26 protein-coding genes are annotated in these 26,913 nt (G+C 60.5%); 17 read left to right on the plus strand and 9 right to left on the minus strand.

Features of this window, described 5'->3' with window-relative positions; genetic code table 11:
• Positions 1-69: 69 nt before the first annotated feature.
• Positions 70-987 (minus strand): MYG1 family protein, encoded by a 918-nt coding sequence (locus tag HPDFL43_RS12795; protein ID WP_040450169.1) that lies wholly within the window; start codon positions 985-987, stop codon positions 70-72.
• A 243-nt stretch (positions 988-1,230) separates the two neighbouring features.
• Here HPDFL43_RS12795 and HPDFL43_RS12800 point away from each other — a divergent pair, with 243 nt between their 5' ends.
• The gene (locus HPDFL43_RS12800) at positions 1,231-1,833 is read left to right on the plus strand and encodes a DedA family protein (protein WP_007197771.1); all 603 of its coding nucleotides are present in this window, start codon (positions 1,231-1,233) and stop codon (positions 1,831-1,833) included.
• A gap of 49 nt (positions 1,834-1,882) precedes the next feature.
• On the plus strand, positions 1,883-2,497 hold the full coding sequence (locus tag HPDFL43_RS12805; protein WP_007197772.1) for an exonuclease domain-containing protein: 615 nt from the start codon (positions 1,883-1,885) through the stop codon (positions 2,495-2,497).
• 9 nt (positions 2,498-2,506) lie between these two features.
• On the opposite strand, the gene HPDFL43_RS12810 is transcribed toward HPDFL43_RS12805, so the two are convergent.
• Positions 2,507-3,505: a LacI family DNA-binding transcriptional regulator gene (locus HPDFL43_RS12810; protein WP_007197773.1), complete on the minus strand. Its 999-nt coding sequence runs from the start codon at positions 3,503-3,505 to the stop codon at positions 2,507-2,509.
• A 198-nt stretch (positions 3,506-3,703) separates the two neighbouring features.
• Here HPDFL43_RS12810 and HPDFL43_RS12815 point away from each other — a divergent pair, with 198 nt between their 5' ends.
• From HPDFL43_RS12815 to HPDFL43_RS12860, 10 genes are all read left to right on the plus strand, one after another.
• Positions 3,704-4,651, plus strand: a complete 948-nt coding sequence (locus HPDFL43_RS12815; RefSeq protein WP_007197774.1) for a sugar ABC transporter substrate-binding protein — start codon at positions 3,704-3,706, stop codon at positions 4,649-4,651.
• 75 nt (positions 4,652-4,726) lie between these two features.
• Entirely contained in the window at positions 4,727-5,851 is a 1,125-nt protein-coding gene (locus tag HPDFL43_RS12820) for an ABC transporter permease (RefSeq protein WP_007197775.1), read from the plus strand.
• 31 nt (positions 5,852-5,882) lie between these two features.
• On the plus strand, positions 5,883-6,641 hold the full coding sequence (locus HPDFL43_RS12825) for an ATP-binding cassette domain-containing protein (RefSeq protein ID WP_007197776.1): 759 nt from the start codon (positions 5,883-5,885) through the stop codon (positions 6,639-6,641).
• A 303-nt stretch (positions 6,642-6,944) separates the two neighbouring features.
• Entirely contained in the window at positions 6,945-7,922 is a 978-nt protein-coding gene (phnD, locus tag HPDFL43_RS12830; protein WP_007197777.1) for a phosphate/phosphite/phosphonate ABC transporter substrate-binding protein, read from the plus strand.
• A 69-nt stretch (positions 7,923-7,991) separates the two neighbouring features.
• Positions 7,992-8,792 carry a phosphonate ABC transporter ATP-binding protein gene (phnC, locus tag HPDFL43_RS12835; RefSeq protein ID WP_007197778.1) on the plus strand — a complete coding sequence of 267 codons (801 nt, stop codon included), beginning with the start codon at positions 7,992-7,994 and terminating at the stop codon, positions 8,790-8,792.
• A complete protein-coding gene (gene phnE, locus HPDFL43_RS12840) occupies positions 8,789-9,604 on the plus strand; it encodes a phosphonate ABC transporter, permease protein PhnE (RefSeq protein WP_007197779.1) in 816 nt (271 codons plus the stop codon). The genes phnC and phnE (HPDFL43_RS12840) overlap by 4 nt, the downstream gene beginning before the upstream one ends.
• Positions 9,604-10,422 carry a phosphonate ABC transporter, permease protein PhnE gene (gene phnE, locus HPDFL43_RS12845; protein WP_007197780.1) on the plus strand — a complete coding sequence of 273 codons (819 nt, stop codon included), beginning with the start codon at positions 9,604-9,606 and terminating at the stop codon, positions 10,420-10,422. Before phnE (HPDFL43_RS12840) ends, phnE (HPDFL43_RS12845) begins: the two co-directional genes overlap by 1 nt.
• Positions 10,419-11,342: an HAD-IIA family hydrolase gene (locus HPDFL43_RS12850; protein ID WP_007197781.1), complete on the plus strand. Its 924-nt coding sequence runs from the start codon at positions 10,419-10,421 to the stop codon at positions 11,340-11,342. The genes phnE (HPDFL43_RS12845) and HPDFL43_RS12850 overlap by 4 nt, the downstream gene beginning before the upstream one ends.
• Positions 11,343-11,492: 150 nt before the next feature.
• Complete coding sequence (gene ppsA, locus HPDFL43_RS12855) at positions 11,493-13,877, plus strand: phosphoenolpyruvate synthase (protein WP_007197782.1); 2,385 nt, start codon at positions 11,493-11,495, stop codon at positions 13,875-13,877.
• 70 nt (positions 13,878-13,947) lie between these two features.
• Positions 13,948-14,895, plus strand: coding sequence for a 1-phosphofructokinase family hexose kinase (locus HPDFL43_RS12860; protein ID WP_040450171.1), 948 nt, complete (start codon positions 13,948-13,950; stop codon positions 14,893-14,895).
• Positions 14,896-14,902: 7 nt separating this feature from the next.
• Here the strand turns inward: HPDFL43_RS12860 and HPDFL43_RS12865 are convergent, their stop codons facing one another.
• From HPDFL43_RS12865 to HPDFL43_RS12880, 4 genes are all read right to left on the minus strand, one after another.
• The gene (locus HPDFL43_RS12865; protein ID WP_007197784.1) at positions 14,903-15,835 is read right to left on the minus strand and encodes an L-lactate dehydrogenase; all 933 of its coding nucleotides are present in this window, start codon (positions 15,833-15,835) and stop codon (positions 14,903-14,905) included.
• A gap of 119 nt (positions 15,836-15,954) precedes the next feature.
• Positions 15,955-17,826 (minus strand): L,D-transpeptidase family protein, encoded by a 1,872-nt coding sequence (locus HPDFL43_RS12870; protein WP_156970272.1) that lies wholly within the window; start codon positions 17,824-17,826, stop codon positions 15,955-15,957.
• A 150-nt stretch (positions 17,827-17,976) separates the two neighbouring features.
• On the minus strand, positions 17,977-18,639 hold the full coding sequence (locus HPDFL43_RS12875; protein WP_007197786.1) for an aquaporin: 663 nt from the start codon (positions 18,637-18,639) through the stop codon (positions 17,977-17,979).
• Positions 18,636-19,181, minus strand: a complete 546-nt coding sequence (locus tag HPDFL43_RS12880; RefSeq protein ID WP_007197787.1) for an arsenate reductase ArsC — start codon at positions 19,179-19,181, stop codon at positions 18,636-18,638. The genes HPDFL43_RS12875 and HPDFL43_RS12880 overlap by 4 nt, the downstream gene beginning before the upstream one ends.
• 231 nt (positions 19,182-19,412) lie before the next feature.
• On the opposite strand from HPDFL43_RS12880, the gene HPDFL43_RS12885 reads away from it, so the two are divergent.
• The 3 genes from HPDFL43_RS12885 (at position 19,413) to HPDFL43_RS12895 (ending at position 23,055) form a co-directional block, all read left to right on the plus strand.
• Complete coding sequence (locus tag HPDFL43_RS12885; protein ID WP_040450173.1) at positions 19,413-21,020, plus strand: fumarate hydratase; 1,608 nt, start codon at positions 19,413-19,415, stop codon at positions 21,018-21,020.
• Positions 21,021-21,177: 157 nt separating this feature from the next.
• Positions 21,178-22,248 (plus strand): GGDEF domain-containing protein, encoded by a 1,071-nt coding sequence (locus HPDFL43_RS12890; RefSeq protein WP_007197789.1) that lies wholly within the window; start codon positions 21,178-21,180, stop codon positions 22,246-22,248.
• Positions 22,249-22,434: 186 nt separating this feature from the next.
• Positions 22,435-23,055 carry a L,D-transpeptidase gene (locus HPDFL43_RS12895; RefSeq protein ID WP_007197790.1) on the plus strand — a complete coding sequence of 207 codons (621 nt, stop codon included), beginning with the start codon at positions 22,435-22,437 and terminating at the stop codon, positions 23,053-23,055.
• 54 nt (positions 23,056-23,109) lie between these two features.
• Here HPDFL43_RS12895 and HPDFL43_RS12900 read toward each other — a convergent pair whose 3' ends face one another.
• Together HPDFL43_RS12900 and HPDFL43_RS12905 are read right to left on the minus strand one after the other, a co-directional pair.
• Positions 23,110-23,718 (minus strand): pyridoxamine 5'-phosphate oxidase family protein, encoded by a 609-nt coding sequence (locus tag HPDFL43_RS12900; RefSeq protein ID WP_007197791.1) that lies wholly within the window; start codon positions 23,716-23,718, stop codon positions 23,110-23,112.
• The gene (locus HPDFL43_RS12905) at positions 23,715-24,701 is read right to left on the minus strand and encodes an alpha/beta hydrolase (protein ID WP_007197792.1); all 987 of its coding nucleotides are present in this window, start codon (positions 24,699-24,701) and stop codon (positions 23,715-23,717) included. The genes HPDFL43_RS12900 and HPDFL43_RS12905 overlap by 4 nt, the downstream gene beginning before the upstream one ends.
• A 45-nt stretch (positions 24,702-24,746) precedes the next feature.
• On the opposite strand from HPDFL43_RS12905, the gene HPDFL43_RS12910 reads away from it, so the two are divergent.
• The gene (locus HPDFL43_RS12910; RefSeq protein ID WP_007197793.1) at positions 24,747-25,274 is read left to right on the plus strand and encodes a MarR family winged helix-turn-helix transcriptional regulator; all 528 of its coding nucleotides are present in this window, start codon (positions 24,747-24,749) and stop codon (positions 25,272-25,274) included.
• Here the strand turns inward: HPDFL43_RS12910 and HPDFL43_RS12915 are convergent, their stop codons facing one another.
• A complete protein-coding gene (locus tag HPDFL43_RS12915; RefSeq protein ID WP_007197794.1) occupies positions 25,275-25,643 on the minus strand; it encodes a gamma-butyrobetaine hydroxylase family protein in 369 nt (122 codons plus the stop codon).
• 172 nt (positions 25,644-25,815) lie between these two features.
• On the opposite strand from HPDFL43_RS12915, the gene moaA reads away from it, so the two are divergent.
• Positions 25,816-26,853, plus strand: coding sequence for a GTP 3',8-cyclase MoaA (gene moaA / locus HPDFL43_RS12920; RefSeq protein ID WP_007197795.1), 1,038 nt, complete (start codon positions 25,816-25,818; stop codon positions 26,851-26,853).
• The last annotated feature ends 60 nt before the right edge of the window (positions 26,854-26,913 follow it).

Genomic DNA, 26,913 nt, shown 5'->3' on the forward strand with positions numbered 1-26,913 from the left:
ACACTGACTGAACGGACCGGTGCACGGAGAAAACCGACAGGCGGAACAAGCCGCGCCAGGTGACGGCCCCTACTGAACCGCCTTCACCGCAAGCTCGGCCATTTCCATGATGGCTTCGCGGGAGCTGGCAACGGCGATGAAACGGCCATTGTGGCAGAACTTGGCGCCTTTGACGCCGCAGGCGGCTTCAAGCGCTGCATCGCTCAGGCCGGCCCAGGCGGCGGGCAGATCGGCGCGCTGGTCGAAGGTGTCATTGGACAGCTTGATTCCGTTGAGCGTCCAGTCTTCTCCGCGTGGAGCGACCATGAACATCATGTGACCGGCGTCCGCCGCGTTGAGCACGGAGAGATAGGGCATGCCCATCGGCAATTCGAGAATCGGCGACGCACCGGCCTTGGCGATCGCCTCCAGCACGACGCCCCGCGCCCGGGCCTTGGCTGCGAGATTGCGCACACTGGCCTCGACGAAACTGCGCGCGACCGGCAGGGCAGCCAGGAAGGCATCATCATCAGCGGTGGGCGACGTGTCGTCAAACACCGGCTTGAGACTTCCCAGAAGAGCTGGCAGCGTCAATTCCGCCAATGGCCCCGCCACCGATGGCTGGATCGCGCCATTGTCGAGAAGGTCGACCGGCAGCACAAATTCTTCATCAAAGGCGCTGTGAATTGCGTCCAGATCAGCGCCGGGCACGTCAAGCGCCGCCAGATAGTCGCGCCCGTAATGCGCCCAGATCAAACCAAAGGAACTGAACGGCTGGCCATCATCCCGCAACGGGCTGGGGCGCTGATGGTGGTCATAGATCTGCCGGCTGGCATCATAGTCCCCGCCGACATCGAAAATGATCCTGCCCTCAGCCGGTTCCAGCCACTCTCTCTCACGGGTGCGCAGCAATGCAGCAGCGGGAAAAAGCCGGGTAAGAACCACAGACGACAACAGCTCATCCGCATGAAAACCGCCGGAATGGGTGACGAGATGGGTGATGGTCAAAACCGGCTCCGTCAGCTCACGCAAATCAAACAAGCAGACCGGGCGACTGCTCAAACACGCTTTCACCTACCCTACTCCCAGCTAATGGCAATGAGATCAATATTTTTGTTTGGGCACAGTAAAGAGATCCGTTGCACAGATTAATGGGCAAGGACGTGCCAGCGCTTCCAAGCTTGCCATGCGGGCACCATGCCCTACCTCCGAATACGAAAGGCCGCTTCGGCCTGACGGGGACCAAACGGCATGGAAACAATTCTGGCGCTTGTGCGCGACTACGGCATGGCGGTTTATGTCCTGCTGTTTGGCTATTGCGCGCTCAAGAGTGGGTCGCTGCCGCTGTTTGCAGGCTATGCCGCACAAGCCGGTGCGCTGGATGTGGCAGGCGTTGCCGCAGCCAGCTTTGCCGGCGGTTACCTCGGTGACGAGGCGCGCTTCGCCCTGGCCCGCCGCTATGGCGATGGTCTTGCAAAGGGGCGGCCCCGGCTCGCGCGGATCATGGAGAATGGCAAGCGGCTGCTGGCGCAGTACGGCGTGGCCTATGTGTTTCTCTACCGCTATCCCAAGGGCATGCGCACCATCGGCGCGCTGCCCCTTGGGCTGACGGATATGCGCTGGCCGGTGTTCACAGCGCTGAACGGCGCGTCAGCCACCCTTTGGGCAGGGCTTCTCGTCGGCGCCGGCTATGTTTTCGGACAACAGATCGAGCGGGCGGTGGCATCGAACTGGGCCGCAGGCAGCGTCATCCTGCTGGCGGCCTTCCTTGCGCTGACCGGGCTCGCCTGGTGGCGGGTGTCGCGGCTTTCGGCCCGCGAACCGGCTGCAACCGGTTCTGTGGCCGGCCAGTAGCCAACGCAGACGCCCCGGTGCATTGTTGGCCCGAACAGAGGGCGGACCGATGAAATCAGCCATCATTTTCGATTGCGAATTCCTCACCATCGAGGGCTCGCCGCAGCGTTTCTGGTGCGGGCCTTATGATCCTGATCCGGTCATTGCGCAGATCGGCGCTGTGCGGCTCGGGCTTGAAGGCGACTTTCCGCTGACTGAGAGCTTCTCGGTCCTGGTCAAACCGCTCGACCGGCATGGCCGGCCCTACCCGATTGATCCGTTTTTCACCCGCCTAACGGGAATCAATGAAGATGCGATCAAGGACAATGGTCTGGCTCTTGAGGAGGCGCTCGGCGCGTTCGACCGTTTCACAAACGGCGACAGGATCTTTTCCTGGGGCAAGGACGAGTTCAATCTGATCGCCATCAGCACCTATGTGACGGGCATAGCACCGCCCATTCCCGTCACCCGCTTCAGCAATGCCTGCGACCTGCTGCTCGCAGCCGGCATGCCATATGACGATCTCCGCACCACGCGGAGCAACACCCTGCCCGCCTACTTCGAGGTCGATCATCCGCCACTCAAGGCCCATGACGCCACGGACGACGCCCGCGCCGTCGCCTATACGCTGCAGCACCTGTTCAGGCTGGGGCGGCTGTCCCCGGATTTATTGAAATCCAGATGAGATAGTCGGTCAGTTGACCGGTCTCAAAGTTCCCCGCTCTACGACCCGGCAGGGAAACAGCCTGGCTTCAGGGTAGCGCTCCGGCGTGTCGAGCATCGAGACAATCAGCTCGATCGAGGAGGCAATGATCTGCTTGATCGGCTGGTGAATGGTGGTGAGGTCGATGTTCTCCCAGCCCGCCATTTCCATGTCATTGAGCCCGATCAGGCCAATGTCATCCGGCACTTTAAGGTCCGAATCACTGATCGCGCTCAGTGCCCCGATGGAGAGCACGTCATCGCCGCAGAAATAGGCCTGGGCCGGCTTGTCCTGGAGCCGCGCCAGCATTTCCTTGCGCCCCGCATTGAACGAATAGGCTTCGGCAAAGGTGTGCCGCACCGAAATGTCGGGGTGCTGCGCCAGTTCTTCCATGAAGCCCCGAAACCGGTCTTGCGTCGAGGTCGCGCTTTCCGGCCCGCCCAGAAACGCAACATCGTGGTAGCCGCGCCGGATCAGTTCGCGCGCCGCCATTCGCCCGCATTCGACATTGTCGATCCCGACCACATGCACTTCCGGCGAACTGGCGTAGCGGCCGAAACTGTGGACCACCGGAACACCGGCATCGCGAAATGCCTTGGCGAAGCCCGGCGGCAAGGTCGAGGATGCCACCACCACTGCATCAACCGAATATTGCCGCAGCATCCGGACCGAATTTGCGGGATCGGTTTCATCAGACAGATTGACGAGCAGCGGCCGCAGCCCCCGGTCCTGCAGACCACGGGTGAACAGGTCGAAAACCTCGAGAAAGATCGGGTTGTGAAAGTTGTTCGACACCAGACCGATCAGCTTGGTCCGCCCGGTGGTCAGGCTCGAAGCCAGCGCATTCGGGCTGTAACCCAGCTCATCAGCGGCTTTTTCCACCTTTTTGCGCATCTTGAGAGACACCGACGCACCATCGGTGAAGGTGCGGGACACCGCCGCGCGGGATACGCCGGCGCGCTCTGCGACATCCTTCAAGGTTGGCGGCATTGTTCTCTCATCTTCGTTCCCCCCGGTACACGATGACGCATTAGTGCCCAGAAAAGCCTATGAAAGCAAGAATTTCAATTTTGGTTTTGCAACCGGTTGCAAAATGATTTGAAACGTGGTTTCCTGACAATCGAGAGACGGAAGGGAGACCGTCCTTTCCGTTGTCTTTTAGGCAAAACACTCTGGGAGGAGACCCATATGTCATTGACCAAGAAGCTCGCTCTGGCCGTTGCGGTGTTCGCAGCACCGGTGCTCACCGCAGCCACCGCATCCGCCGAAGGCGAGCGCTATGTGCTCGTCAGCCATGCCCCCGACAGCGACAGCTGGTGGAACACCATCAAGAACGGCATCGCACTTGCCGGCGAGCAAATGAATGTTGAAGTCGAGTACCGCAATCCGCCGACCGGCGACCTCGCCGACATGGCCCGTATCATTGAGCAGGCAGCAGCCTCCTCGCCCAACGGCATCATCACAACACTCGCCGATTACGACGTGCTTTCCGGTCCGATCAAGGCCGCTGTCGAGTCCGGCGTGGACGTGATCATCATGAACTCCGGCACACCTGACCAGGCCCGCGAGGTCGGCGCCCTGATGTATGTCGGCCAGCCCGAATATGATGCCGGTTTCGCAGCCGGTCTGCGCGCCAAGGGCGACGGCATCGGCTCGTTCCTCTGCGTCAACCACTACATCTCCTCGCCGGCTTCGACCGAGCGCTGCCAGGGCTTTGCAGATGGTCTGGGTGTTGATCTGGGCAACCAGATGATCGATTCGGGTCAGGACCCGGCTGAAATCAAAAACCGCGTTCTCGCCTATCTCAACTCAAACCCGGACACCGATGCTGTGCTGACGCTCGGCCCGACAAGTGCCGATCCGACCCTGCTCGCGCTGGATGAAAACGGCATGGCCGGCGACATCTACTTCGGCACCTTTGACCTCGGCACCAACATCGTTGAAGGCATCAAGGCCGGCACCATCAACTGGGGCATCGACCAGCAGCCCTTCCTGCAGGCCTATCTGCCGGTCGTGGTGATGACCAACTATCACCGTTACGGCGTTCTGCCGGGCAACAACATCAACTCCGGCCCTGGTTTCGTAACCGCCGACGGACTTGAAATGGTTGAAAAGTTCGCCGGCGAATACCGCTAAGGTATCCTCCCACTTGGGCAGCAGTTCGCCTTAGAACTGCTGCCCTTTTTTTATCCAATTCAAAGTCTGTGAGGCATGATGTCTAATACGGCTGACGCACCCGCAAGCGACGAACGCATCAAGCAAACTTCCGCCCTGCGCAAAGCACTGATCCGCCCCGAACTTGGCGGCATCTGCGGGACTGTGATCGTGTTCGTGCTTTTTGCAATTTTCGCCGGCGACAGCGGAATGTTCAATTCCCAAGGCGTTCTCAACTGGTCCGTGGTTTCGGCCCAGTTCATGATTATCGCGGTTGGCGCATGTCTTTTGATGATCGCCGGCGAGTTTGATCTTTCTGTCGGCTCCATGATCGGCTTTGCCGGCATGATGATCGCAATCTTTTCAATCACGCTCGAATGGCCGGTCTGGCAGGCCATCATCGTCACATTCGTCCTGTGCACCGCAATCGGCGCCCTCAACGGCATCATTGTCGTGCGGACGGGGCTGCCGAGCTTTATCGTGACGCTGGCATTTCTTTTCATCCTTCGTGGCTTCACCATCTATCTGCCCCAGCTGATCGAACGCAAAACCATCATCGGCGGGATCGACAAGGCGGCTGAAGGCGACTGGCTGGCTGTTCTCTTCGGCGGAAAGATCCTCGGCGGTCTGTTCACCTGGCTGGGTGATGCAGGCATCATCGCGGTCTTCGAGCGTGGCAATCGCGCCGGACAGCCGGTGGTTGACGGCATCCCGATGCTGATCATCTGGGCGTTGGTTCTGGTGGCGTTCGGCCACATCCTGCTCACCCGCACCCAGTTCGGCAACTGGATCTTTGCTTCCGGCGGCGACGCGGAATCAGCCCGGAACTCGGGCGTTCCGGTCAACCGCGTCAAAGTGCTGATGTTCATGTTCACAGCCTTCTGTGCCTGTGTCTTCGCCACCTGTCAGGTTATGGAGTTCGGCTCGGCGGGTGCGGACCGCGGACTGCTCAAGGAGTTCGAGGCGATCATCGCGGTGGTGATCGGCGGCGCATTGCTGACCGGCGGTTACGGCTCCGTTATCGGCGCGGCACTCGGCGCACTGATCTTCGGCGTCGTGCAGCAAGGCCTGTTCTTCGCCAATGTCGAAAGCTCACTGTTCAGGGTGTTCCTGGGCGTTATCCTGCTGTTTGCCGTGGTGCTCAACACCTACATCCGGCGCATGATCACGGGGGAGAGATGATATGAACCCGGAACACGCTCCAATCATCGAAATGAAGAACATCGAGAAGCATTTCGGCTCGGTCATCGCGCTCGCAGGCGTCTCGGTCAATGTCTATCCCGGAGAATGCCACTGCCTGCTAGGTGACAACGGCGCCGGCAAATCCACCTTCATCAAGACCATGTCCGGGGTGCACAAGCCCACCCATGGCGAGATCTTCTTTGAAGGCAAGCCGATGCAGTTCGCCGATCCGCGGGATGCCATCGAGGCCGGCATCGCAACGGTGCATCAGCATCTGGCGATGATCCCGCTGATGTCGGTCAGCCGCAACTTCTTCATGGGCAACGAGCCGATCAAAAAGCTCGGACCGCTCAAGTTCTTCGACCATGAGTTCGCCAATCGCGTCACCATGGAAGAAATGAAGAAGATGGGGATCAACCTGCGCGGCCCCGACCAGGCGGTGGGAACACTCTCGGGCGGTGAGCGCCAGACAGTGGCGATTGCCCGAGCGGTCTATCTCGGCGCCAAGATTCTGATCCTGGATGAGCCGACCTCGGCGCTCGGTGTTCGTCAGACCGCCAATGTTCTGGCCACCATCGACAAGGTCCGCAAACAGGGAATCGGCGTGGTCTTTATCACCCATAATGTCCGTCATGCGATGGCCGTAGGCGACCGCTTCACAGTGCTCAACCGCGGCAAGACGCTGGGAACCGCCCAGCGTGGCCAGATCACGCCGGACGAGTTGCAGGACCTGATGGCGGGCGGCCAGGAACTGGTGGCATTGGAAGGATCTCTGGGCGGCACGGTCTGACCCCCTGCCCGATCAGGCCGGCACTCACTGGCCAGAGCGAAAGATATTCGCTCTCTTCAAAATTGATCTCACATTGGCGCGGCAACTAGCCGCGCCATTTTCATTTCAGGATCATTCTGCTTCACGATGTTTCGGATTTTCCTGCAAAATCAGGCCTGACCCGTGGGGCTCAAGAGGACCCGACATGCCCAGTTTGCCTGTGAATGCAAATACATGACCTGTCATAATTGCTTGCCATTTGGCCCAAGACCCAGAATAGTCGCGACCGGAGAAACGAATATCACGTCTACTGGGAGGAAGACCATGAAACTCAAATCCATTCTTTTGAGCACCATTGCCGGCGTCGCACTGTCGATCGCTGCCCCACTCGCCGCTTCGGCACAGGACTGCCCGCGCGGCACACTCGACGAGCGCTATTGCGATGTTGATGGCGACCTGATCGCCGACATCCCGACGGATTCGGCCGAGTGGCTTGATCCGGACACACTGATCTTTGCCTACACGCCTGTCGAGGATCCAGCGGTCTACAAGGAAGCCTGGTCGGACTTCCTGACCCACCTCGACAAGGTGACCGGCAAGAAATCCATGTTCTTCCCGGTGCAATCCAATGCCGCACAGATAGAGGCCATGCGCTCCGGCCGGCTGCACATTTCGGGCTTCAACACTGGTTCCAACCCGCTCGCAGTCAATTGCGCCGGCTTCCGCCCCTTCACCATCATGGCCTCGCTTGATGGCGGTTTCGGATACGAGATGGAAATCATCACCTACCCGGGCTCGGGCATCGAAAAGGTGGAAGACATCAAGGGTGGTGACCTGGCCTTTACCTCGGAAACCTCGAACTCAGGTTTCAAGGCCCCATCCGCGATCCTCAAGGCCGATTATGGCATGGCGGCAGGAACCGACTTCAATCCGGTGTTCTCGGGCAAGCACGACAACTCGATCCTAGGCGTGGCCAACAAGGATTACCCGGCAGCGGCGATCGCCAATTCGGTGATGAGCCGGATGATCGAACGCGAAGTGATCACCCCGGATCAGGTCAAGTCGATCTACAAATCGCAGACCTTCCCGACCACCGGCTTCGGCGTGGTTTACAATCTCAAGCCGGAATTGCAGGAAAAAATCAAGGAAGCCTTCTTCACCTTCCCTTGGGAAGGGTCCTCATTGAAGGAAGAGTTTGAGAAGTCAAACGAAGGCCAGTTCCTCGAAATGAACTACAAGGATTTCTGGGATGTGATCCGCAAGATCGACACCGCCAACGGCGTTACCTACACCTGCGGCTAAGCCCCGATCCAACGGCGTCGCGCGACCTGCGCGGCGCCCTTTTTTATCCCATTCTTTCATAGCGGCGCCATGCTCGAACTTCAAAAACTGACCAAGACCTACCGGACCGGAGACAAGGCGCTTCAGAACGTTGACCTGGTTATCCCCAAAGGTCAGGTCCTGGCCTTGATCGGGCCGTCAGGCGCTGGCAAGTCGACGCTCATCCGCTGCATCAACCGCCTGGTGGAACCAAGCTCCGGCAAGGTTCTGCTCGATGGCGAAGACATTACCGCACTCAGCTCCGGCGGATTGCGCAAGATGCGCCGCAAGATGGGCATGATTTTTCAGGAATATGCGCTGGTCGAACGGCTGACCGTGATGGAGAACGTGCTTTCCGGCCGGCTCGGATATGTCGGCTTCTGGCGGTCGTTCCTGCGCAAATACCCGCAGTCAGACGTCGACGAGGCGTTCCGTCTGCTCGACCGGGTCGGGCTTCTGGCGATGGCCGACAAGCGCGCCGACGAACTCTCGGGGGGCCAGCGCCAGCGCGTCGGCATTGCCCGGGCGCTGATCCAGAATCCACGGCTGCTTCTGGTCGACGAGCCGACCGCCTCGCTCGACCCCAAGACATCGCGGCAGATCATGCGGCTGATTTGCGAATTGTGCGCCGAACGCGACCTGGCGGCCGTGATCAACATTCACGATGTGGCGCTGGCGCAGATGTTCGTCGAGCGCATTGTCGGCCTCAAGGGCGGGCAACTGGCCTTCGACGGCAAGCCCACCGACATGTCAGACACCGTGCTGACCAGCATCTATGGCGAGGAAGACTGGCACGCGACCATCCGTCAGGTGGAGGACGAAGAGGCTGACGAAATGGTAGCCGCAACATGAGCGCTGTGACGCTTGATGACAGGCTGGGAACCCGCTGGAAAAAGCCGCCTCTGATCTCCAATTCCACATTGCGCTGGGGCCTGATGATCGGCGCGCTGATCTATCTGGTGCTGGCCATTGCCTCGCTTGATGTGAACTGGGCGCGGGTCGCAGAAGGCCTGAGCCGCGGCTGGGCCTTCGTAACCTCGTTCTTCAATCCGGATTTCGTCTCGCGCGGCTCGGACATCTGGGACGGCATCCTCGAAAGCGTGATCATCACCATCACCTCGACCATTGTCGGCATTGCGATCTCGATTCCGATCGGACTGGGCGCCGCGCGCAACATTGCGCCTTTGCCGATCTATCTCATCTGCCGTGGCATCGTCGCGCTGTCGCGCGCGCTCAACGAAATCATCGTCGCCATCCTGCTGGTCGCGATTTTCGGCTTCGGGCCGCTCGCCGGCTTCCTGACCCTGTCCTTTGCCACCATCGGCTTCCTGTCGAAGCTGCTTGCCGAGGACATCGAGGAAATGAGCAAGGTGCAGGCGGAAGCGATCCGCGCCACCGGCGCCTCCTGGCTGCAATGGATCAATTACGGAGTCCAACCGCAGGTGATGCCGCGCTTGATCGGGCTGTCGATGTACCGTCTCGACATCAATTTCCGCGAATCCGCGGTTCTGGGCCTTGTCGGCGCCGGCGGCATCGGTGCAACCCTCAACACGGCCTTTGACCGCTACGAGTTCGACACCGCCGCAGCGATCCTGCTGATAATCATTGTGACCGTGATGGTGCTCGAATATCTCTCCGGCATCATCAGGGCGAAGGTGCAGTAATGCCGGTATCCCAAAACGCAAAGGGCGCAAAAGTCTGGCAACTGCGCGACCGCAATCAGACCCTCATTCGCTGGAGCGGCTATCTCGTGGCTGTGGCCGTGTTCATGTGGTGCTGGCAGCGGATCTCGGAGGCCACCACCTGGTTCTTCGTCTGGGATGCGCCGCGCATCGCCGCCGACATCGGCGGCCGCGCCTGGCCGCCGCGCTGGTCCTATCTGGACAATCTGTGGGCCCCTCTCTGGGACACGCTCAACATGGCGACGCTTGGCACGCTTCTGGCTCTGGTAATGGCCGTGCCGATTGCCTTTCTCGCGGCCCGCAACACCACGCCAAGCGCGGTGTTCATCCGTCCGATCGCGCTGTTCATCATCGTGGCCACCCGTTCGATCAACTCTTTGATCTGGGCGCTGCTGCTGGTCGCCATCATCGGCCCCGGCGTCTTTGCCGGGCTGATGGCGATCGCATTCCGCTCCATCGGCTTCTGCGCCAAGCTGCTCTACGAGGCGATCGAGGAAATCGACGAAAAACAGGTCGAGGCAATCACTGCGACCGGCGCCAGCCGCTGGCAGGTGATGGCCTACGGCATCGTGCCGCAAATCATGCCAGCCTTTGCGGGCATCAGCGTGTTCCGCTGGGACATCAACATCCGCGAGTCCACCGTGCTCGGACTGGTGGGCGCCGGAGGCATCGGGCTGCAGCTTCAATCCTCGCTCAACACGCTGGCCTGGCCGCAGGTCACGCTGATCCTGATCGTGATCCTTGCCGCTGTGGTCGCCGGAGAATGGATTTCCGCCAAGGTCCGCGGAGCAATCATTTGAGCACAGGAACTGATGTCATTGCAGACAACGGCGCGGAGCTGGCGTTCCGCGACTATGAAGCCGTGCGCCACCGCCTGCCCGCGCCCAGAGCACCCGCATCATGCACCCATGCCGCCGATCTCGACGCCATCGCCGATCAGTTCGACGTGTTTCTGCTCGATGCCTTCGGCGTGCTCAACATCGGTGAGACTGCCATTCCCGGCGTGGTCGAGCGCGTCGCGGGGCTCAAGGCGCGCGGCAAGCAGGTGCTCGTCGTCACCAATGCGGCCGGCTACCCCTCAACGGTGCTTTTTGCCCGCTATCAGAGACTTGGTTACGACTTCGGCCCCGGTGACGCGGTCTCGAGCCGGATGGCGCTGCTCGCTGGCCTAAAGGCCTACCCTTCCCGCAAATGGGGGGTGATGGCGTCACCGCAATACGGCCATGAGGAAATCCCGGAAGGTGCGGTATTTCTCGAGGATGATCCCGCTGCCTATGCGCAAGCCGAAGGGTTTCTGATGCTCGGGGCCTCGGTGTGGAGCCCGGCGCGGCAATCGCTTTTCGAGCAGGCACTCAAGCAGCGTCCCCGCGAGGTGCTGGTTGGCAATCCGGATCTGGTGGCACCGGTGGAAAGCGGCTTGTCGCGCGAACCGGGCCACTATGCCCACCGGCTCGCGGACGTCACCGGTGTCGAACCGGTGTTCTTCGGCAAGCCGTTCCCGGCGATTTATGATATGGCCCGCAGCCGCATCCGCGCAGGCGTGCCCGATCACCGGGTGGTGATGGTTGGCGACACGTTGCACACCGACATTCTCGGCGGCCAGGCGGCAGGTTTCCGCACGGCACTGATTTCGGGCTACGGCTTCTTCGACGGTGAAGACCCCTCAAGCGCCATCGAGCGCTCGGGCATCCTGCCCGACTTCATTCTCGAGCGGCCCTGATACACGGCTCCACCGGATAGACCTGCCCGGCAGGCGGCAGTTTTCAGCCGGTTTCCATCCCAGTTGACAGACATCAAGGCGAGCGCGGCACCACGCTCTAGAGTGGCCTCTCGTTCAGTCCTGTCTCAACAGCTTTAACGGGAGCGCCTCATGTCCGCAGCCAACAAGAATGTCATCTGGTTCGAGGATCTGTCACGCGGCGATGTGGCGCTTGTCGGCGGAAAGAACTCGTCATTGGGTGAAATGGTGCAGCAGTTGGGGAGCAAGGGCATTGATGTGCCGCCCGGCTTTGCCACCACATCCGATGCCTTTCGGGCCTTCATCAAGGCCAACAATCTCAACCAGGTGATCGCCGAGGCGATGGAGATGCTTGATGCGGGCAAGCGCACGCTGGCCGAGACCGGCAAGGCAGTCCGCGCGGCAATCGTCGCCGGGGACTGGCCCGACGATATCCGCGAGGCGATCCTTCAGGCCTACCGCGAACTCTCCGAACGCACCGGCAACACCGAGCTATCGGTCGCCGTCCGCTCGTCTGCCACCGCCGAAGACCTGCCCGACGCCAGCTTCGCCGGTCAGCAGGAGACCTATCTCAATGTCCGCGGTGAAGCCGCCCTGCTCTCCACCTGCCGGCGTTGCTACGCCTCGCTGTTCACCGACCGGGCCATCACCTACCGCAAGATCCAGGGGTTTGATCACAACCAGGTGGCGCTGTCGATCGGCGTGCAGCTGATGGTACGCTCCGACATAGGCGGATCGGGCGTGATGTTTTCCATCGACACCGAATCCGGCTTTGACAAGGTGGTGCTGATCAACGCCGCCTGGGGCCTGGGCGAAAACGTCGTGCAGGGCGCAGTGACACCCGACGAATATGAGGTCTTCAAGCCGCTGCTCGACACACCGGGCCTCAAGCCCATCGTTGAAAAGACCTGCGGCGCCAAGGAGATCAAGATGATCTATGCCGGCGCAGAAGGCGGCGAGACGAAGAACGTGCCGACCTCGAAGGCCGAACGCGGCGCCTATGTGCTCTCCGACGAGGAAATCCTCAATCTCGCCCGCCAGGCGGCGACCATCGAGAAACACTACGGCCAGGCGATGGACATGGAATGGGCCAAGGATGGCGAGACAGGCAAGCTCTACATCGTCCAGGCCCGGCCCGAGACAGTTCAGTCGCGCATCGATGTGACCGCGCTCAAATCCTACACCATCAAGAAGACTGGCAAGACCCTGATCACGGGTCTTTCCGTCGGCGCCGCCGTCCGCGCCGGGCGCGTCTGCATGATCGAAGATGTCAAGGACATCGACAAGTTCATTGACGGCTCGATCCTGGTGACCTCGACCACCGACCCCGACTGGGTGCCGATCATGAAACGCGCCACGGCCATCATCACCGACCATGGCGGACGCACGTCGCACGCCGCCATCGTCAGCCGCGAATTGGGGCTCCCGGCGATCGTCGGCACCGGCAACGCCACCCATGTTTTGCACGACCAGCAAGAAGTGACAATCTCCTGCGCCGGCGGCGAGGACGGCGTGGTCTACGAGGGCACTGCCGAATACGAAGTCCACGATGTGCATCTCGATCACGTTCCAGCCACCAAGACCCGCATCATGCTCAATCTCGCCGATCCGTCCGCCGCATTCCGCTGGTGGCGCCTGCCTGCCGATGGCGTCGGTCTGGCGCGGATGGAATTCGTGGTCAATTCCGCAGTCCGCGTCCATCCGATGGCGCTGGTGCATTTCGACACGCTCAAGGACGAAGAGGCCAAGGCGGAAATCGCCGCGCTGACCCACCGCTATGACAACAAGGGCGATTACTTCGTCGAGACCCTGGCCCGCGGCTTGTCGCGCATCGCCGCCGTCGCCTACCCCAAGCCGGTGATCATCCGGATGAGCGATTTCAAGACCAATGAATATGCCGAACTCCTGGGCGGCCACGCCTTCGAACCCAAGGAAGAAAACCCGATGATCGGCTTCCGCGGGGCGTCGCGGTACTATTCGGACAACTACCGCGAGGGCTTTGCGCTCGAATGCAGGGCAATCAAGATGCTGCGCGAAGAGATGGGCTTTGACAATGTGGTGGTGATGATCCCGTTCTGCCGTTCGCCGGACGAGGCCGACAAGGTGCTTGCCGTGATGGCCGACAACGGCCTCAAGCGCGGCGAGAACGGTTTGCAGGTCTATGTCATGGGCGAGATCCCGTCCAATGTGATCCGCGCCGCCGAGTTCGCCGAGCGTTTCGACGGCTTTTCCATCGGCTCCAACGATCTGACCCAGCTGACCCTTGGCGTCGACCGGGATTCGGGCGAACTGGCCGACCTCTTCAGCGAGTCCGATCCGGCGGTGATCTGGATGATCGAGACACTTGTCGCCCGCGCCCATGAGGCCGGTGCGAAAGTCGGATTGTGCGGCCAGGCGCCGTCCAACAACCCGGCCTTTGCCAAGATCCTGGTCAAGGCCGGCATCGACACCATCTCGGTGACGCCCGACAGCTTCGTTGCGGTCAAGACCAACGTGGCGGAGGCAGAGAAAAACTGACGCTGCTGAAGCGGCTTTCTCAGCCGTTGGTGATTGAAATCTCCCGGCCGCTTGTGTGATGGTCCGCACCATGACTGACATTCTGACCATCACGCTCAACCCCGCCCTCGACGTCTCGACCTCGGTCGGCAAGGTGGTGCCCGGCCCCAAACTGCGCTGCGACGAGCCGCGCTATGATCCCGGCGGCGGCGGCATCAATGTCAGCCGCGCGATCAGGCGTCTGGGCGGCAACTCCCGGGCTTTCGCCGCCCTTGGCGGCGAGACCGGCGCGGCATTCAAGGCGTTGCTTGATGGCGAAGACATAACAGTCGAGCCTTTTGAGGTCACCGGCAACACCCGTCAGGCCTTCGCTGTCAACGAGACATCCACCGGCCAGCAGTTCCGGTTCCAATTGCCCTGCCCTGCCTGGCCGGGAGAACAGAGCGACAGACTGATCGAGGCTTTGAAACCGCACCTGATCAAGGGCTGCATCGCAGTTCTCTCCGGAAGCACGCCCACCGGCGTGTCTGCTGACATTGCCGCCACCATCAACCGGCTGGCGGTTGAACATGGCGCTCGGTTGATCCTCGACACCTCGGGCGCTGCCCTCACCGCAGCCGCCACCAATCCCGGCCCGCCATTCTTCCTCCTGCGGATGGACGGCCAGGAGGCCAGCGAGGTGTCTGGTCGGCGTTTTGAAACCCCAGGCGACCTGGCCAACTACGGCTCGGAACTGATTGCAAAGGGCGCCGCCGAGCGCTTGGTGATGTCGATGGGCGCTGTCGGCACTGCCGGCGTATCGGCCGGCGAACGCTTCTTCTGCCGCCCACCGAAGATCAAGCCGCTGAGCGCGGTGGGTGCGGGCGACAGCATGGTGGCGGCCATCGCGCTTGAACTCTCACGCGGCGGCAGCTTCCGCGACGCCGTCCGCCACGGCGTCGCCGCCGCCGGATCGGCGGTGCTGACACCCGCCACGGAGCTGTGCTCGAAGGCGACAGCGGACGAGATCCTGGGGCGGGTGGTGACGGAAGAGGTTTAAGCGGCTCTCAAAAACTCAGCTTCGAGGAAAACCCAGAGATCACTCCCGCACTGTGTTTCAGCGCCGCACGCTCGGCTTGATCAAGATCCGGCATCAGCGTGGCAATGATACCCTCGCGGCCGACAATGCGCGGCAGCGACAATGCGATGTCTCTGACGCCCTCAATCTCGTCACTCACCTGGCACACGCTCAGCACCGCACGCTCGTCATCGATGATGGCGCGTACAATGCAGGCAAGGCCTGCGCCGATGCCGTACCAGGTCGCGCCTTTGCCCTCGATGATGGTGTAGGCAGCGCGGCGCACTTCTTCGGCGATGCGCACCCGGGTGGCCTCATCCAGTGGACGTCCGATCTGCTGGGCGAAAGACACGATCGGGACGCTGCCGGCCATGGCGCTCGACCAGACGGCCACTTCGCTGTCACCATGCTCGCCCAGCACATAGGCATGCACGGAGCTGGGCGCGATGCCCAGATGATCGCCAAGCAGGCTTCTGAACCTTGCCGTGTCGAGAATGGTGCCAGATCCGATCACCCGCTCGGGCGGCAGGCCGGAAATGCGCTGGGCTGCGAAGGTCATGACATCGAGCGGGTTGGTCGCGATCAGCAGGATCGCATCCGGTGCGGCTTTCATCACCCCTGATATCACCGAGCGGAACACCGCGACATTGCGCTCAAGCAGCGCCAGCCGGTCTTCGCCAGGTTTCTGGCTAACGCCCGCAGCGATGATCACCACCGCGGCACCGTCGAGATCCGCATATTCACCGGCATGGACGCCGATGGTGCTCGCAAACGGAGTCGCATGAGAAATGTCCTGCGCCTGGGCTAGGGCCAGGGCATGGCTGGCGTCAACCAGCACGATTTCAGTGCCGACTCCCATCAGTGCCATGGCATAGCCCGCAGCGCTGCCGACCATTCCGGTTCCAACAATACCGATCTTCATGAGGTTCTTGCTCCCAAAGCTGAGATGCGCCCGTCAAACACGGCCGCGTCTCTTTTTAGCAAGCAGGATCCGTCAGCGATGTGACACACATCAAACCGGAACTGGAGACTGGTTTTTTGTCAGGATCCGGTGCGCGCGGACACGGTCGCGTCGATCGCCTTGCGCAGGTAGCCGTCACGCCCATAGATATCAGCGTAATAGCTCACCGCACCCGTCTCATTCGGCCAGGCCGTGAAATAGGCCACATGCACCGGGATGTTCTCGGGAACATCCACCGGTTTGTGTTGGCCGCCGGCGATATAACTGCCGATGTCCTCCACCGTGGTGCCCAGCACCTTGGCGGCCATGGCGCGCGGATCCTGCAGCCTGATGCAGCCGTGGCTGAACGCACGGGTGTCACGCTCGAACAGGGATTTGGACGGCGTGTCATGCATGTAAATGGCATGGCTGTTGGGGAACATGATTTTCAACTCACCCAACGCATTGGAACTGCCGGGGCGCTGACGCACGCCGACACGGCTGCCCGCCCCCACCGCAGACCAGTTCACGTTGCTCGATGACACACGCTTGCCGCCAATGGTCACCTCATAGCCGGAGCGGTCGAGATAACCGGGATCGTTGCGCAGCTTGGGCACCATCTCGTTGAAGATGATCGACTGCGGTACACCCCAATAGGGGTTGAACTCGACCAATTCGATTTCATCGTCAAAGAAGTAGGTCTGGTTCGAGCGCTTGCCGACCACGACGCGCATCGACAATTCCTGCTTGCCGCCATTGTAGTAGCTGGCGGTGTAGGCCGGCTGGTTGATGAACACCCGCCGCGACGCCAGAACGCCCGGCAACCAGCGCGCCCGCTCCATGGCAAGGCGGACTTTCTCGATCTTGTCGGCATTGGTGATACCGACCATCGCGCGGCGTGTGGCGGGGCCAACAACGCCGTCGGGCTTGAGACCGAGCTCCTTCTGGAAATCCTTGACCAGCTGGACCAGTTCCTCATCATATTCCGGCTTGCCGGCGTAGCTGGCAAACAACAGCGCATGCTCGGCTTTCAGTTCGTCGCTGGCCTTTTTCGAAATTGCCGCCATCACATTGGACAGTTCCGGATTGGACTGGCCGGGCTTGAGCAGGATGTTCTCGGCAATCTCGATCCGGTCGCCCTCATCCAGATCTTGCAGACGCTTCAATTCAGCCGCCAGAGCCTCAAAATGCGCCCCTTGCGGATTGTGCGCCAGCAGCGCAGCAGCTGGGTCTTCCGACTTGGAGAGAGCCGCAAGCCGGGAACCAAGATCCGGGTTCTTGCGCTTGAAATCATGATATCCGGAAATCCGGTTTGGATCGACACGGCCGCGGCTGGCGTCGAGAATGTAGTTGGCAATCGCCAGCGACAACCGCATCTCGAACGCCATCAGTTCCTTCTGACGCTCGGTGCTTTGCGAAAGGTCAAAGCTGTCGGCGGGAACCTCGACGCGGTAGTCATCCGCCGAAAGGCCGACCGCATCGGCTCCGTTGAGCACTTCGGCGACTGCGCGCGCCCGGTCGGTCACCGAAGTGCCGGCGACCCAGATGTATTTGGGGGTCTCGGAATAGTGCGCGACCACCGCCTCGGCTGCCTCGGGCAACGCACGAACATCAAGCGTATCAAGCGCAGCCCGGCCTTCCGAGAAGGTGTCGATCCCCAGTGGCGCAAGCCCAATGTCACCGATCGCTCCGGTGACGACGGGATCGGCAATCTTTCCGAAATCCACCTGCACCAGCTTGTCGGCGCGGTAGGTGTGATAGCGCGGGCCACTGATTCTCACGGGCTTGGCTTTTGGCGCTTCGACTTTAACGCGGGCCCGCTCGCGGGCGTTGCGTTCGCGTTGGCGCTGAGCCGGGCTCTTGAAGATATCCAGCAGGCTTTGCGCCTGCACCGGTTGGGTTGGAACAACCACGCCCGTGAAAGCCACTGCAACGGCGATCATCGCCACACCCGCACGCATTCCAATAGTCATGCCCAACCTATATTTCTTTATCGGGCAGAGATGGCCCGTGTTTGAATCAAATGACGTCTGCGGCGCGACACTATCAAATCACAGGCTCAAAAGGAAGAATGGGACCATCAGGCTTCGGCGGCGGCGGGCTTGGCCAATGCACTCTGTCCGTCAGTTGTTTTCCCGGACCATTCGGAAGAAAGCCAGCGCAGCAACCGCGCCGACGATCTGGGCGGCAATGAAACCCGGCGCATGTGCCGGAAGGATCCCGGAAAAGCTGTCGGTCAGGGAGCGTGCAATCGTGACTGCAGGATTGGCAAACGATGTGGAGGCGGTGAACCAGTAGGCTGCGGTGATGTACAAGCCGACCATCATGGCCACATTGGCCTTTGCCCGGATGCCGAACAGAATGGTCGCAATCAGCCCGAAAGTGGCCACCGCTTCCGACACCCATTGCCCGGGGCCAGTTCGCACATTGACAGAAGTCTGGATCACCGTCTGGTCGAACATTAAATGCGCCACCCACACGCCGATGATCCCCGAAACGATCTGCACCGCAACAAAGGCCAGCGCCTCGCCATTGCCGATTTCACCGCGCAGCCGGAAAACCAGCGTGACCGCGGGATTGAAATGAGCGCCCGAAATCGGGCCGAAGGCGGATATCAGCACCACAAGGATGGCGCCCGTGGCAATGGTGTTGGCCAACAGCGCCAGGGCAACATTGCCCCCCGAAAGCGTCTCGGCCATGATTCCGGAGCCGACGACTGTTGCCAACAGAAACGCTGTGCCTGCAGCTTCGGCAAGCAGTCGGGCTGAACGCGGTGCCTTGCTCATGCCACGCCTCCCGTCTCATTCAGATTGCGTGAAAGTGCCGTGCCGCCGTCCATCGCGCCGATTGCCGTGAGGCGCTGCTGCAGCTCAGCCGGCTCCAGCTTCTCGAACGGCACTGCCATCAGCGCGGAAAACCGGGCCTCGAGCAAATCCCAAGCTGCTTCAAATGCTGCGTCGACTTCATCAGGCGTCTCGCCTTTTCCCGCCGGATCGGGAATGCCCCAATGCGCTTTCACCGGTGCACCGGGCCAGACCGGGCAGCTTTCCCCGGCCGCGTTGTCGCAAACGGTGATCACCAGATCCATCCGGGGTGCGTCGTCCAGCGCAAACACATCCCAGCTCTTGGACGAGAAGCCGGCGGCGGAAAGCCCCTTGCGCGCAATCAGCCGGAGCGCAGCCGGATTGGGCGCACCACCGGGTTTCGATCCAGCGGAATAGGCTCGAACACGCTCACCCCCCAAATGATTGGCAATGGCCTCCGAAAGGATCGACCGCGCAGAGTTCGCGGTACAAAGAATGAGAATATTCAAAGGCTTGGAATTCATATCTGACTCAGATTGGCAGGCTGTTGAATCAATGCTTGAAAGTCTGACCGGGACCCGGCCCGTGCGGCACGGCAAGACCGAGTCTTGCAGATTTAATTTCCATAAATCATGATATTTCGATTGAAGCAAGCGAAGCACATACGACTTCTGCTGCAATTGCATTCGACCGCCCTTCACCGTAAGACCCAAGGCAACTACATTCGTGACATCAGGCGACCGGAAAGGCTTCCCGTGGCAAACGATCTCTTCCCCCTCGGCCCCGACACCACTCCCTGGCGCAAACTGACAGACAAATATGTCAGTGTTGAAACATTTCGCGGCCAGGACATCCTCACAGTGGAGACGGAAGGTTTGCGGCTGCTCTCCGAAACCGCTTTTGGTGACATCAACCACCTTCTGCGCCCCGGCCATCTCAAGCAGCTCGCAGCCATCCTCGATGATCCGGAAGCGACCGAGAACGACCGCTTTGTCGCCGTGGATCTTTTGAAGAACGCCAATATTTCAGCCGGCGGCGTGCTTCCCATGTGCCAGGACACCGGCACCGCGATCGTCATGGCCAGCAAGGGCCGGCGGGTCTGGACCGAGGGTGGCGATTACGAGGCGCTGGCCGCCGGTGTGCGTGACGCCTATGAGCGCCGCAATCTGCGCTACTCCCAGCTTGCACCGATCTCGATGTTCGAGGAAAAGAACACCCGCACCAACCTTCCCGCTCAGATCGACATCTATGAGGAAGGTTCTGACGAATACGACTTCCTGTTCATCGCCAAGGGTGGCGGTTCGGCCAACAAGACGTTCCTCTATCAGGGCACGCCCTCGCTGCTCACCCATGACCGGATGATCGAGTTCCTGCGCGAAAAGATCCTCACGCTCGGCACTGCGGCCTGCCCGCCCTACCATCTCTCGATCGTCATCGGCGGCACCTCGGCGGAAATGAACCTCAAGACGGTCAAGCTCGCCTCCACCCGTTATCTTGACGATCTGCCCACCAAGGGGTCGGAAGCAGGCCACGCTTTCCGCGACCTCGAAATGGAAGCCGAAGTGCACAAGCTGACCCAGCAGATGGGTGTGGGAGCGCAGTTCGGCGGCAAGTATTTCTGTCACGATGTCCGCGTCATCCGCCTGCCGCGCCATGGCGCGTCGCTGCCGATCGGCCTGGGCGTCTCCTGCTCGGCAGACCGCCAGGCCAAGGGCAAGATCACAAAGGACGGGATCTTCCTCGAGCAACTGGAGACCGAGCCGTCGAAGTATCTGCCGGAAATCGATGAGAAGAAGCTCTCGGCCCATGTGGTGCACATCGACCTCAATCAGCCGATGAACGACATTCTCGCCGAACTGTCCAAGCATCCGATCAAGACCCAGCTTTCGCTGACCGGCTCGATCATCGTCGCCCGCGACCTGGCCCATGCGAAAATCCGCGCCCGGCTCGAGGCTGGCGAACCCATGCCGGACTATTTCAAAAACCACCCGATTTATTATGCCGGTCCGGCCAAGACGCCGGAAGGCTATGCCTCGGGCTCCTTCGGTCCGACGACAGCAGGCCGGATGGACTCCTATGTCGACCAGTTCCAGTCTTTCGGCGGCTCCATGGTGATGCTCGCCAAGGGCAACCGCTCGCGCGCTGTGCGCGACGCCTGCGAACGCCATGGCGGTTTTTATCTCGGCTCCATCGGTGGCCCCGCAGCACGCCTTGCTCAGGACTGTATCAAGAAGGTCGAGGTCGTCGAATACGAGGAATTGGGCATGGAAGCGATCTGGCGGATCGAAGTCGAAAACTTCCCCGCATTTATCGTGATCGACGACAAAGGAAACGACTTCTTCAAGGAGCTGAACCTGGGATAACGGCAGGGCCGCGGCGCCGGTTCAGCAGCGCCCGGATCGGCCTTTTGCGGCCTTATCATCACATTCTAATTATCTACTGGCAGTTAACATTTCTCGAACAATTGTACAGTAATAGTGAGCCTCAAGGGTTCTATATTACCAGGTTTGGGGACGAAAAATGTCGGCAGGAGCAGCAAGCAAGGTCCAGAACATGGACACCGCCACATTGGTGCTGGCGACCATGCGCCGCCGCGGCATTACAGGCCTGCCCCGAAATTATGAACTTGTCTACGAAGCGCTCAACGCGTCAAATCAGTCGCTGACAAGGGAATTTGAATCGCTGAGCCGGTTTCCTGGTCAGGATGAGCTGGACCTTCTGGGCAAGAAGCACTTCCCCCATCACCATCGCCAGACTGTGGTTGAAGGCGCCCACGACAAGATGACCGACGAGGTCACGGCAATGCTCCGGCTGCTCAAACAGGAGCAGTCATCGCTTGAGAGCTATTCAAAACTGCTCGGCGAAACATCCAAACGGATTTCGGCGAAGACTGCCTCCAGTTCCGAATTCCTGACCAGCGTTCTGGGTGTGCTCTCGAACGCCACCGGCGACACCATGGAAAAGGGCAAGGTCGTCGTGGAACACATGGTCGAGCGCGCCCGCGAAATGGAACAGGTCAAGCTCGAGCTCGACGAGTACAAGCGGATCGCCAACACCGATCCCCTCACCCGGCTGGCAAACCGCCGGGCGTTCGACGAAACACTGTCGAACCTCTACATCGACAAGCGCGCTGCGATGTACCACGCTCTCATCGTCGCCGATGTCGATCACTTCAAGAAATTCAACGATGCCTATGGCCACCCGGTTGGCGACAGGGTTCTCGGCATCGTCGCAGCGGTGATGAAGAGTGCCGTGCGCAAGGACGTGTTTCTGGCTCGCACCGGCGGCGAGGAGTTCGCAATCATTCTTGAAGGCACCAGCCAGGAGGCGACGATCGGGATTGCGGAACGGCTTCGCCGCAAGATTGAAACAACGCCGCTCAAGAACCAGAAGACCGGACTGGATTACGGCCCGATCACGCTTTCACTTGGCATTTGCATGGCCAGCGAAGCGAGCGGCGCCGAAGAGCTCTACAACAAGGCGGATATAGCCCTCTATGCTGCCAAGAACACCGGCCGCAACCGCTACATGGTCTATAAGCCAGAACTGAACGAGCAATTCGAGAAGAGCTGGAACCTCTACACCAAGTGATCTGCAATTATATTGTTGACGTGTGGTAATCAAATCCAGCTACCGCAGGTAATGATCGCCGCAATCTTGCCATAATGCTGGACACGCGACCGCGAAGCAGTTACCGATTGTCGTGGACGGTCGAACAGCTTTGGCACTCGGGCGTCGGGCCGAATTTTACGTCAACTTCAGCTTCGGGACACTTTCATGACACGCCTGATCACCCTCGCATTCCTGGCACTTTGCTTGATGGTTCCGGCAACCGTCCAGGCCCAGCCTACCGGACAGTCCGCCAACAACGGCAAATCCTTGCTCCAGATTCTTTTCCCGCCATCGGACAACTACAACAAGTACCGGCGGTCGGATAAATCACCGATCAAGCGCAAGATGATCTCCTTCAAGGAAAATCACCCGGTCGGTACCATCATCATCGACACCTCCGATCGACGCCTTTATCACGTGACCAAGCCGGGCAAGGCCATGGCTTATGGCATCGGCGTTGGCCGCGAAGGCTTCACCTGGCAGGGCAAGAACAAGATCACCCGCAAGGCCGAATGGCCGGGCTGGACTCCGCCACAGGTCATGCGTGACCGGGTCAAGCGTCAGGAAGGCCGCGTGCTTCCCGCATATATGCCAGGTGGCCCGGACAATCCGCTCGGCGCTCGTGCAATGTACATCGGATCGACAATTTACCGCATCCACGGCACCAATCAGCCCTGGACCATCGGCCAGGCAATGTCATCCGGCTGCATCCGCATGGCCAACGAAGACGTTGAACACCTCTATGATCAGGTCAAAGTCGGCACACGCGTGGTCGTGCGCAACTGACCCCTGAGCAATCCCATTGAATTGAAAAAACCGGCCTTCGTGCCGGTTTTTTTGTCACCACATGCTGGTTTTGGCACGTTCAGGCCATTCCTGATCATAGGTCGCTCCATCAAAACCTTGCTTGAGCTCCTGCATTAGCTGGCCGGGACTGGGAAGCTGTGAGACATCAGGCCAGGCATCTGCATCCCAGAGTTTCGCGCGCATCAAGGCCCGCGCACACTGGAAGTAGATCTCTCCGATGGTGATCACAATCGCCGAGCGCGGCGGCTTGCCTTCCATCGCCAGGCTCGCAAGCAGCGCAGGTTCGACGGAAACAACAGCTTTGCCGTTCACTCTGAGTGTGCTGTTGGAGCCCGGAATCAGGAACAACAGCGCGACCCGGTTGTCGCGGACGATGTTGCGCAGGGAATCGATGCGGTTGTTGCCGCGCCTGTCGGGAACAATCAATGTACGGTCATCACCGATCACCATCACCTGTCCGGGATCACCACGCGGCGAACAGTCAAGTCCTTCAGGTCCGACGGTGGCCAGCGCAACCAGTGGCGACGCTTCGACAAGCTTGCGGTAGCCCTCGGTCAGCCGGTCGGCAACCTTTACCAACGACGCTTCGGAGCATTCGCCATAGATCGCCTCAAGCTCGGCAATCGAGGTAATGGTTGTCATGCGAGTCTCCGCTTCCCTTCAGTCCTGGTCACCACCATCCTATTGTTTTGGCTGGCGCAGGAAAGAGGCAAATCCAGTATCTCGGCCTGATCTTGCTGCTGATCGACATAAGCGGCCACGGCGTTGATCACCGGCGGTGCTGAAACGATCCGGCGATGGCCGAAGCCATTGGCGCGCATGAGGTGAACATGCGGACCCAGAGCGGCAATCGCTTCCGCATTGGAGAACGCCACTTCCTTGTCATCTTCCGCATGAATGGCGAGGATGGGAACGCGAATATCATGGAACAGACGGTCCACCCGGAATTCTGACAATGGCCGTCCGGCAACCCGCAGAACCTGCCGCTCGAACGCGTTCTGGGCTGCGGGCCCAAGGCCCATCAAGTCCCCTGCCCAGCGAAACACATCCTCCATGTTGGAGGGGGCTGCGATGGTCACGATCCGGCCAGGCAGACGTTGCGGCACGTGCAGAATCGCACCGGCTGCGGCGGCCATCACCGACGGCCCGCCGAAGGAATGGCCGACAAAGGCATCGAACGGCCCATGCTGCCGCCAGGCGGCATCAATCGCCTCAACCGCCTTGGGCAAATGCAGCACCCGCCCGCTCGAAGCGCCGTGACCAGGAAGATCAAGACAGACGACGGTCTGTCCCTTGGCAACCAGCGCATCAGCCATCGCCACCATGTGGTCGCTGCGCGACCGGTAGCCATGCACAATCAGAACCCGGCCACCTGTTGCCTGACCGGGTTCGGGCCGGAACACATGGGTTGCCACGACGCTTCCGGGAATCATCAGACGAACCGTTTCCGACTCGGCCATCCGCGCCTGGGCCTTCAAGAGCGCGGTTCGCTCCTTTTCGCTCTGCGGCTTGATGGACGCAGTCCGGGTGAACACCCGAAACGCCAGCTCACCTGCCCTTTCCGGCGACGTCACACTCATCGCGCGAAACGCCGCACGGGTGATTTTTTCAATGAGAGATGCCATAGTGGAAATCCTGAATGGTTCAATGATGAACAGAATTGTACAAGTATGAACAAAAAGCAAGCCCTGCCCTGGGACAACCCCCGATTTCGCAACTGGATTGCCGTTGCCCGCGCCTGCCACGTGATGGGTCAGACGCTGTCGCGCGAGCTTCAGCCGCTCGACATCAAGCCGCCGCATCTCGACATTCTCATCAATCTCTACCGCACCCCGGGCATTTCCCAGCAAGACCTTGCAGACAAGCTGCTGGTGGGCCGCTCCAACCTGTCGATGCTGTTGCCACAGATGGAAAAGCGCGGCCTGCTTGTCAGGCGCAGCGATCCGCGCGACCGGCGGGTCCTCAGGCTCGAATTAACACCGGAAGGCATCGAGCTGACCGAACAGGCCATCACGATCCAGTCAGCGCTGATTGAACGCACAATGAAGACCGCCACGCTGGAAGAATGCAATCTGGTCGGCGGCGTCATGACGCGGATGATCCGGGAACTCACCCTCGCCGACGGCGCTGCAAACGAGCCCGAACTGACGAATGCAGCGGATCAATCAAGAGAACTCAAGAGCGACGAGAGCAGCTGATCAAGAGGTTCGCGAGAGGCCTTTGTCCGCAAGTTCGGCAATGTACTCGGCCCAGCGGGCGTCCTTGTCGGCTCCGGTTTCCGACAGGAACTTCCAGGTGAAGATGCCGGTATCATGGCCGTCATCGAAGGTCAGCCGGACCGCGTAATTGCCGACCGGCAGCACTTTGGTGATCGTCACCTCGGATTTGCCGCCCACGGTGACCCGCTGCTCGGGCGAATGGCCCTGAACCTCGGCAGACGGTGAACGGACCCGCAGGAGCTCCGCTTCAAGGCCATAGGCCCGCCCATCGGTAAATCTCACGCTCAGCGTTTTGCGATCCGCCGACACCCGAAGCTCCTCAGGCCAGGCCTTTTCATGCTCAACCATCGATACGGCCCTTGCTTGTTGTTTGCCCATCGCTGCTGAGGGTGACATAGGCGGCCTTGGCGGAGCGCACAAGCGGCGATGGCGGAATTGGTTTGAACGTTGACGCTGCCGTGACTTGACGTGGCGACAATGGATGACGACATTGACGCCGACACGCAAAGGACACTTGCAGATGAGCAATGCCGCTGACAACGCGCCGGGTCTGCCCGGAAACCAAGGCATGATCGACCCGTTCGGCCGGGCGGTCAGCTATCTGCGCGTTTCCGTCACGGATCGCTGTGATTTCCGCTGCACCTATTGCATGGCCGAAAACATGACCTTCCTGCCCAAGAAGGATCTGCTGACACTTGAGGAGCTTGACCGGCTGTGCACGGTCTTTGTCGAAAAGGGCGTGCGCAAGATCCGGCTGACCGGCGGCGAGCCGCTGGTGCGCAAGAACATCATGCAATTGATCCGCGGCCTCAGCCGGCATATCGATGCGGGGCGCATGGACGAGGTGACGCTGACCACCAATGGCTCCCAGCTGACCCGCTTTGCATCCGAGCTTTATGATTGCGGCGTACGCCGCATCAATGTCTCCATTGATACACTCGACCCGGACAAATTCCGCCAGATCACCCGCTGGGGCGAGCTAGCCAAGGTGCTAGATGGCGTCGCTGCAGCGCAGGCTGCAGGGCTCAAGATCAAGATCAATGCCGTGGCGCTCAAGGGTTTCAACGATACTGAGATCCCAGACATGATGAAATGGGCGCATGGCCAGGGCATGGACATGACCGTGATCGAGACCATGCCGATGGGCGAGATCGATGAAGACCGCACCGATCAGTACATGCCGCTGTCGCTGCTCCGCGCGAACATTGAACGCCAGTTTACCCTTGAGGACATCCCGTTCCGCACCGGCGGACCCGCACGCTATGTCAATGTGGCAGAGACCGGCGGCAAGCTCGGCTTCATCACGCCCATGACCCACAATTTCTGCGAAAGCTGCAACCGGGTGCGGCTGACCTGCACCGGCACTCTCTACATGTGCCTAGGGCAGGACGACGCCGCCGATCTGCGCGCGCCGCTCAGAGCGTCCGAAGGCAACGAGTTGTTGTCCGCCGCAATCGACGAGGCCATCGGCCGCAAGCCCAAGGGCCATGATTTCGTCATTGATCGCACCACCCGGCAGCCCGCCGTCTCGCGCCACATGAGCGTCACCGGCGGCTAGGCTGCAAGACATTGACCGCGTCCTGATTCTGGTGAACCGGGCGCGGACTGATCAAAATTG

Origin of the sequence: Hoeflea phototrophica DFL-43, from assembly GCF_000154705.2 — a bacterium.
In the GTDB taxonomy this organism is placed as follows: Bacteria; Pseudomonadota; Alphaproteobacteria; order Rhizobiales; family Rhizobiaceae; genus Hoeflea; species Hoeflea phototrophica.